General features: G+C 60.7%; 8 protein-coding genes. 7 read left to right on the top strand and 1 reads right to left on the bottom strand.

The genetic code is table 11. The features are described 5' to 3' along the window. Positions 1-329: 329 nt before the first annotated feature. The 6 genes from AC2FLZ_RS21325 (at position 330) to AC2FLZ_RS21350 (ending at position 6,730) form a co-directional block, all read left to right on the top strand. Complete coding sequence (locus AC2FLZ_RS21325; RefSeq protein WP_480521412.1) at positions 330-1,238, top strand: LysR family transcriptional regulator; 909 nt, start codon at positions 330-332, stop codon at positions 1,236-1,238. Positions 1,239-1,350: 112 nt separating this feature from the next. After that, positions 1,351-2,514 (top strand): ABC transporter substrate-binding protein, encoded by a 1,164-nt coding sequence (locus tag AC2FLZ_RS21330; protein WP_480521410.1) that lies wholly within the window; start codon positions 1,351-1,353, stop codon positions 2,512-2,514. A gap of 65 nt (positions 2,515-2,579) precedes the next feature. Then, positions 2,580-3,569: an ABC transporter ATP-binding protein gene (locus tag AC2FLZ_RS21335; RefSeq protein WP_480521408.1), complete on the top strand. Its 990-nt coding sequence runs from the start codon at positions 2,580-2,582 to the stop codon at positions 3,567-3,569. After that, entirely contained in the window at positions 3,562-4,491 is a 930-nt protein-coding gene (locus AC2FLZ_RS21340) for an ABC transporter permease (protein WP_209598102.1), read from the top strand. Before AC2FLZ_RS21335 ends, AC2FLZ_RS21340 begins: the two co-directional genes overlap by 8 nt. Further along, a complete protein-coding gene (locus AC2FLZ_RS21345; protein ID WP_480521406.1) occupies positions 4,481-5,287 on the top strand; it encodes an ABC transporter permease in 807 nt (268 codons plus the stop codon). Before AC2FLZ_RS21340 ends, AC2FLZ_RS21345 begins: the two co-directional genes overlap by 11 nt. Before the next feature lie 18 nt (positions 5,288-5,305). Further along, positions 5,306-6,730, top strand: coding sequence for a gamma-aminobutyraldehyde dehydrogenase (locus AC2FLZ_RS21350; RefSeq protein WP_480554432.1), 1,425 nt, complete (start codon positions 5,306-5,308; stop codon positions 6,728-6,730). Between the two features lie 348 nt (positions 6,731-7,078). On the opposite strand, the gene AC2FLZ_RS21355 is transcribed toward AC2FLZ_RS21350, so the two are convergent. Further along, entirely contained in the window at positions 7,079-7,597 is a 519-nt protein-coding gene (locus AC2FLZ_RS21355) for a helix-turn-helix domain-containing protein (RefSeq protein WP_496882745.1), read from the bottom strand. Here AC2FLZ_RS21355 and AC2FLZ_RS21360 point away from each other — a divergent pair. Then, positions 7,481-7,759: a hypothetical protein gene (locus tag AC2FLZ_RS21360; protein ID WP_496882746.1), complete on the top strand. Its 279-nt coding sequence runs from the start codon at positions 7,481-7,483 to the stop codon at positions 7,757-7,759. The genes AC2FLZ_RS21355 and AC2FLZ_RS21360 overlap by 117 nt on opposite strands. The last annotated feature ends 65 nt before the right edge of the window (positions 7,760-7,824 follow it).

Raw genomic sequence — 7,824 nt, forward strand, 5'->3', positions numbered from 1 at the left:
CTTGCGCTTCCTGTCTCGGTCCCATCATGGCTGATCCCTCCCTTTAGGAAGAATTGAATCAGCAACTTACCAACCGATCAAGCCCGAGTTTTTCAACAAAATAAGCCCAAAACATCGGATGTTGCGTAGCGATCGAACATCCGCTTTGCGATTTCACGGCAATAGGGAAGTTGGTTCCATCGTGCATCTCCGCCGATCCCGGATACGAAAATCGTGAACTCTCGGCCAGAACGTCCGCCACAAAAGGGGATGTGGCCACCACTTGCAATAACCATTGGCTAAATGGTTTCCTATTCTAATTGTGTCCCGCAATGTGCATGGTTGGGGCCATGTCTTTCACGCTGAAACAGATCAGGTATTTCGCTGCGGCTGCCGAGATGGGCTCGATCAGCGCCGCGTCGCATTCGCTGTCGATCTCGCAGAGCGCGGTGACTGAGGCGATCAAGGATCTTGAGGCGATCTTGGGCGTGAAGCTGTTCGAGCGCCACCCCCGCGGCCTACACATCACGCCGGAGGGGCGGCGGTTTCAGCGCAGCGTCACCGCGATCCTGGCGGAGGTTGCGAATGCGACCCGCGTGCTGGCCGAGGGTTCAAAGCGCGTTGGCGGGCAGTTGAACCTTGGCGTGACCTCTCTGACGGCGGGCTATGTTTTGTCCGAGATGCTGTCGAAATTCCGGCGCCTTCATCCGGATGTCGAGGTGACCGCCATCGAAGATACCGGGGAATATCTGGAGCATCTTCTGGTCGGCGGGGAGTTGGACGTCGCTGTCATGGTGACGACCAACCTGCGCAATGTTCACGCGCTTCAGTCCGAAATTTTCGAGGTGTCGCCCTTCCGCCTCTGGCTGCCGATCGACCACCCGCTGGCCAAGCAGCAAAGCATCGCGCTGCCGGATGTGGCGGATGAACCCCTGATCGTTCTGGATGTCGACGAGATGGAGCAGGAGGCGGTCAAGCTACTCTCGGCCTTTGGTAAACGGCCCAAGCTGGCCTTCCGCACCCGCAGCGTCGAGGCTGTTCGGTCGCTTGTGGCAACCGGGGCGGGCGTCGCGATTCTGCCCGATCTGGTCTATCGGCCTTGGTCGCTGGAGGGCGATCGCATCGTCAGCCGGGATGTCTCCGGGACGTTGCCGGTAGTCCAGGTCGGGCTGGTCTGGCGCAAAGGCGCCGGAATGTCCGAAGCCACGCGCGAGTTTATCACGATGATGCAGACACTAACCGCGTCCGGGGTCCGGTGACGGTGTCAGGCATCGGAAGAAACGATACCTAACCATCTGATTTTTGAATTTGCGATATCTGGCCGCAGGGCGCATCCTTTCAAAAAACATATCGAACTTTGGGAGGAGTGATATGAAACGCTATCTGAAATCCTGCACCATGCTGACCTTTGCGGTCGGTATCGCAGCTCAGCCGGTCTATGCCGAGATGATGACCTCGCTCGGCGCGGGCGAAGGCCAAGTCAGCATCGTCGCCTGGCCCGGTTATATCGAGCGTGGCGAAACGATGGAGGCCTTCGACTGGGTGACCGGCTTCGAGGCCGCCACTGGCTGTATGGTCAATGTCAAAACCGCGAACACCTCGGACGAGATGGTCGCGCTGATGAACGAAGGCGGGTTTGACCTTGTCACCGCGTCGGGCGACGCGTCGCTGCGCATGATTGCCGGTCGTCGGGTTCAGGAAATCAACCCGGCGCTGATCCCGTCCTGGGGCACTCTGGACCCGCGTCTGGAAAGCGCACCCTGGCATACCGTCGACGGCAAGCATTACGGCACGCCCTATATGTGGGGCCCGAACGTGCTGATGTATAACACCGAGGCCTTTGGCGGCAACGCGCCGACCTCGTGGAATGTGGTCTTTGAAGAGCAGACCCTGCCGGACGGGCAGAGCAACTCGGGCCGCGTGCAGGCCTATGACGGACCGATCCACATCGCCGATGCCGCGCTCTACCTGATGCATCACCAGCCGGAGCTGGGCATTACATCGCCCTACGAGCTGAACGAAGAGCAATATGCGGTTGCGCTGGATTTGCTGCGCGGTCAGCGCAAGCTGGTCGGCCGCTACTGGCATGACGCCTTCATCCAGATCGACGACTTCAAGAACGAAGGCATGGCGGCCTCGGGCTCGTGGCCGTTCCAGGTGAACCTGCTGCAGGGTGATGGCGCACCGATCGCCTCGGTCATCCCGGTCGAGGGCGCAACGGGCTGGGCCGACACCACCATGATGCATGCCGATGCCGAGCATCCGAACTGTGCCTATATGTGGATGGAACACACGCTGAGCTCGAACCTAATGAGCGACCTGTCGGTCTGGTTCGGTGCCAACCCGGCTGTGCCCGCCGCCTGTACCGATGGCCGCGGCATGCAGAATGCCGAGGGCTGCACCAAGAACGGCTTTGACGATTTCGAGCGTATCGCGTTCTGGCAGACCCCGGTCAGTAAATGTGAAAGCCAGGGCGAATGTGTGCCCTACTATCGTTGGGTCTCGGATTATATCGGCGTCATTGGCGGCCGTTGATTTGACCTGAAACCTCTGCCGTCCCGGTCCTGCGGGGCGGCAGACTGCTATCCTAGAGAGACACCATGACTACTGCCGTCCGATTCCGCGGCGTTTCCCGCCATTTCGGAAATGTGAAAGCTGTTGACCGCGTAGACCTTGAGGTTGCGCCCGGTGAGTTCTTTGCCATGCTTGGCCCGTCGGGCTCGGGCAAGACGACCTGCCTGCGGCTGATCGCCGGGTTCGAACAGCCGACCTCTGGCGAGATCGAGATTTTTGGAGCGGAATCCTCGCGCGTGCCGCCCTATCGCCGCCCTGTGAACACCGTCTTTCAGGACTATGCGCTGTTTCCCCATCTCAGCGTGACCGATAACGTCGCCTACGGGTTGATGATCAAGGGGCTGGGCAAAGCCGAGCGCCGCCGCGCCGCCGAAGAGGCGCTGGAGCTTGTCGCACTGCCGGGTTATGGCGGCCGCAAGCCCTCGGACCTGTCCGGCGGACAGCGTCAGCGTGTCGCGCTGGCCCGTGCGCTGGTCAACAACCCCAAGGTTCTGCTGCTGGACGAGCCGCTGGGCGCGCTGGACCTCAAGCTGCGCGAGGCCATGCAGGAAGAGCTGAAAAGCCTTCAACGGCAGCTGGGCATCACCTTTGTCTTTGTCACCCATGATCAGAGCGAAGCCTTGTCGATGGCCGATCGGGTTGCCGTTTTCGATCAGGGCAAGATCCAGCAAATCGGCTCGCCCGAGGATATCTATGACCGCCCCGACACGCCGTTCGTGGCGGATTTCGTGGGCTCTTCCAACGTGCTCCACCCAGAGCTGGTCCGCAAACTGACCGGCAAATCGGCCCATGCCAGCCTGCGCCCCGAGGCGATCCGCCTGACCAGTGAAGGCCCGGCGGCCACGGTGCAGTCCTGCGCCTTTCTGGGCTCGGCGACCCGTGTTTCGCTGGACTGGGATGGCGAACAGGTCGCCGTTCTTCTGCCCAAAGGCGCAGAGATACCGGTGCCGGGTCAGACTGTTCACCTGTCCTGGGAGGCCGATGCGCTTTACCTGATGGAGGGCGCTAATGGCTGACGCACGCCCAAACGGCGCGTTCGGACGCCTGTCGGATCTGCTCTGGCGCAGGCCGCGGGTTCTGCTTCTGCTGCTGATCGGCCCGCCCGCCTTGTGGCTTGGCGTGATCTATCTGGGGTCGCTCTTTGCGCTGCTTGCGCAAAGCTTCTTCTCGATTGACGAGTTCTCGGGCCTGATCAATTACGAATTCACCCTGCGCACTTATGGCGAGCTATTCCGCCCGGCCAATCTGGATATCATCCTGCGCACCGTGGTGATGGCGACCAGCGTGACCATCGCGGCCGCGGTGATCGGCTTTCCGGTCGCCTATTACGCCGCGCGTTTCGCGCGTGGGCGCTGGAAGGCGCTGTTTTATCTGGGCGTGATGCTGCCGCTTTGGTCCAGCTATCTGGTCAAGGTCTATAGCTGGAAGCTGATCCTTGCGAAGGAGGGCATCCTGAGCTGGGTCTTTGCAGAGCTGCACCTGACCTGGCTGCTCGAGGCCTACCTCTCGATCCCGGTGCTGGGCGGTAACTCGCTTTCGGTCAGCTGGACCGGCACCTTCCTTGTGTTCCTCTATGTGTGGATCCCCTTCATGATCCTGCCAATCCAGGCGGCGCTCGAGCGCGTTCCGGCCTCGATGCTCGAGGCCAGCGGAGACCTGGGCGCCCGGCCGGGCCAGACCTTTCGCCATGTGTTGCTGCCGCTCGCGCTGCCGGGTGTCATTGCGGGGTCGATCTTTACCTTCTCGCTGACGCTGGGTGACTACATCATTCCGCAGATCGTTGGCACCTCGGCCAGGATGATCGGTCAGGCGGTCTATCAGTTCCAGGGCACGGCCGGGAATATTCCGCTTGCGGCCGCCTTTGCCATCGTTCCGATCCTGATCATGGGCGTCTATCTCTATGTCGCACAACGAAAGGGGGCTTTCGATGCACTCTGACCGCGCCTCCTTCGGCCTGAAACTCGCAGCAGGGGCGGGGCTGACTTTCATGCACCTGCCGATCCTGTTGATCTTCGTCTATGCCTTCACGACCGAGGACAAATCCTATCAATGGCCGCCCCCCGGCCTGACACTGAAATGGTTCGCCGTCACCTGGGAGCGTCCGGACGTCTGGGAGGCTCTCTCCCTGTCGGTGCGGGTTGCCAGCATCTCGACCGTGATCGCGCTTCTGTTGGGCACGCTCTGCGCGGCGGCCGTGGCACGCGCCAAGTTCTTTGGTCGCGAGACGATCTCGCTGCTTGTGATCCTGCCGATTGCACTTCCCGGCATCATCACCGGCATCTCGCTGCGGGCGGCCTTTAACCTGGGGGACATCCCGTTCAGCTTCTGGACCATCGTCCTGGGCCACGCGACTTTCTGCATCGTGGTTGTCTACAACAACGCGGTGGCGCGGTTCCGGCGGACTTCGGGCAGCCTGGTCGAGGCCTCTATGGATCTGGGCGCGAATACCTTCCAGACCTTCCGCTATGTCATCCTGCCCAATATCGCCACGGCGCTTCTGGCGGGCGGCATGCTGGCCTTCGCCCTCAGCTTTGACGAGGTGATCGTGACCACCTTTACCGCCGGGCAGCAGCAGACGCTCCCAATCTGGATGTTGGAAGAGCTGGTGCGCCCCCGTCAGCGCCCCGTGACGAATGTCGTTGCCATGGTCGTGGTGCTGGTGACCTTCCTGCCGATCCTCGGCGCATATTATCTGACCCGCGGCACGGAGAGCGTGGCCGGGCAAGGCAAATAAAGTAGAAAGGGCTCCCTGATGGAAACCAACATGCTGATTGGCAATTCTTTCGAAGCAGGCACGGATCAGGAAGAAATGGTCCTGAACCCCCGCACGGGCGAGGTGATTGTCCAGATCCCCGAGGCCGACCCGGCGCAGATCGACCGCGCCGTCACGGCGGCGCGCGCGGCCTTCACCGGCTGGGCGCTGACCACCCCCGGCGAGCGCGCGGGCTATCTGCTGCGGATCGCGGATGCGGTCGAGGCCAATCTGGAGATGCTCTCCCAGCTAGAGGCACTGAACTGCGGCAAGCCGATCGACGGTGTGCGCAATGACGAAATTCCGGCGGTCGCGGATTGTTTCCGCTTCTTCGCGGGCGCGGTGCGCAACATGCATGGGCCGATTGCCGGGAATTACCTGCCGGGCCATACCAGCATGATCCGCCGCGACCCGATCGGCGTCGTCGCCTCGATTGCGCCGTGGAACTATCCGATCATGATGATGGCCTGGAAACTGGCTCCGGCCCTTGCAGGCGGCAACACCGTTGTCATGAAACCGTCCGAGCAGACGCCCCTGACCGCACTGGCTTTCGCCAAGATCCTAGCCGATATCCTGCCGGAAGGCGTGGTGAACGTGATCGCCGGCAAGGGCGGCTCGGTCGGGAACGCGCTGATCAACCATGACGGCGTCGATATGGTCTCGATCACCGGGGATGTGGCGACGGGGAAAAAGGTGCTTCAGGCCGCCTCGCGCACCGTCAAGCGCACCCATCTGGAGCTAGGCGGCAAGGCTCCGGTCATCGTCTATGACGATGCCGACCTGTCGGCGGTGGTCGAAGGGCTCAAGGCCTTTGGCTATTACAATGCCGGGCAGGACTGCACCGCAGCCTGCCGGATCTATGCGGGCGCAGGGATCTATGAAAACCTTGTGGCCGAGCTGTCCGACGCAGCGGCCAGCATCGTCTATAACAATGCCGATGACAGCCTGAACGAGATCCCGCCGCTGATCTCGCCGCGCCAGCGCGACCGGGTCGCCAGCTTTGTCCAGCGCGCCGCTGACCTCTCGCATGTCGAGATCGCCACCGGTGGCGCAACGGTGGACGGGCCGGGCTTCTACTACAAACCCACCGTCGTCGCAGGCGCCCGCCAGGAAGACGAAATCGTCCAGCGCGAAGTGTTCGGCCCCGTGGTCTCGGTCACCCGGTTCACCGAGGACGACCCGGTCGTCGATTGGGCCAATGACAGCCAATACGGCCTGGCCTCGTCGGTCTGGACCGGAAATATCGGCCGAGCGATGGATGTCGCCGCCAGGCTGCAATACGGCTGCACCTGGGTGAACACACATTTCATGCTGACAACGGAAATGCCGCATGGCGGGCTCAAGCAATCGGGCTATGGCAAGGACATGTCCATGTATGCGCTCGAGGATTACACTGCGGTCAGACACATCATGGTGGCGCATTGACTGCGAAACTGGAGTTTCCGGTCTTGAACAACTCGGCACTTGGGAAAGCGTCGCGTCACCCCTTGCAACGGGGGTGTCCGGACGTTTGGAAAGTTGGGCGCTTCAGCAGGGGAAGCCGCCGTTCGCAATTCTGAGTCCAAGGCCCGGAAGGTCCGCGAAGCAGACATTGAACAGAGTTGCGACGAATGACCGATCTGCGGACTTTTCTGCCAGTTGGCGTTTGTGTTCAAATGGCTGCTGTTTGCAGTTCGCGGCTCTGGCGGTCGTAGCTTAGCCGGGATGTTGTCACTGATAGGCGTAGGTCAATAGATTTGCTTCGTAATAACAATAAAGATCTGAAAGATTTCTTCACGTCTCTGGACCAGTTCTGTTCACGTCGATCCGTGATCGGAAAGCTCGAGGGCTGAGGCCCACGGCTTCTCGGAATGCGCGTGAGAAGTTCGAGCGATCGGAGTAACCGAGCGCGCCGGCTATTTCGTCTACGGTGTCGCCGCTCGTTCGCAAACGGTCCTTTGCGTAAGCAATCTTCGCCCGGCGTAATTCATCCGACACGCTGGTTTTTTCCTTGGCAAGACGTCGAGCCAAAGTTGCTCGGCTCATTGACACGAGGGTTGCCGCGTCATTGGCGCTGAGACCTCCCTGGCCGATCTTATGTGCGATTACAGCTCGGAAATCGGCGACGAAGCGGCTCACGTCGTTTGTTTGATCGCATGTCCCAACTGAGTTTCCCAAGACTTTGCGATCGACAGAATGGACAAGCCATTTGGAGGGAAACTTCAATCGGAAGCCCATCTCATCGCCCTTGAGCCGTTTGAATTTCGAAAAACTGACAGGAAGTACGTCTGGATTACAGAGAACAATGGTCATTTCGCCGGAGTCGAACCGGTCGCCCACGGCACGCCTGAGAATTCCCAGGCTGAGGCCCACCATGAAACCATCGTTCTGTGCCGGCAAAATTGTTGGGCGAAAAAGACGAGTTTCACCGTGTCCGTCGTCAGGGATTTTGGGACAGATGGCGGCGTGAGCTAAGAGAGGGTCTGGCTCATCTGGTTCATGTGATTATGCGGCGGATTTGCGGTGAAGCAAGCGTCGCG

The sequence above is a fragment of the Ruegeria sp. YKSF131 genome, assembly GCF_059612645.1.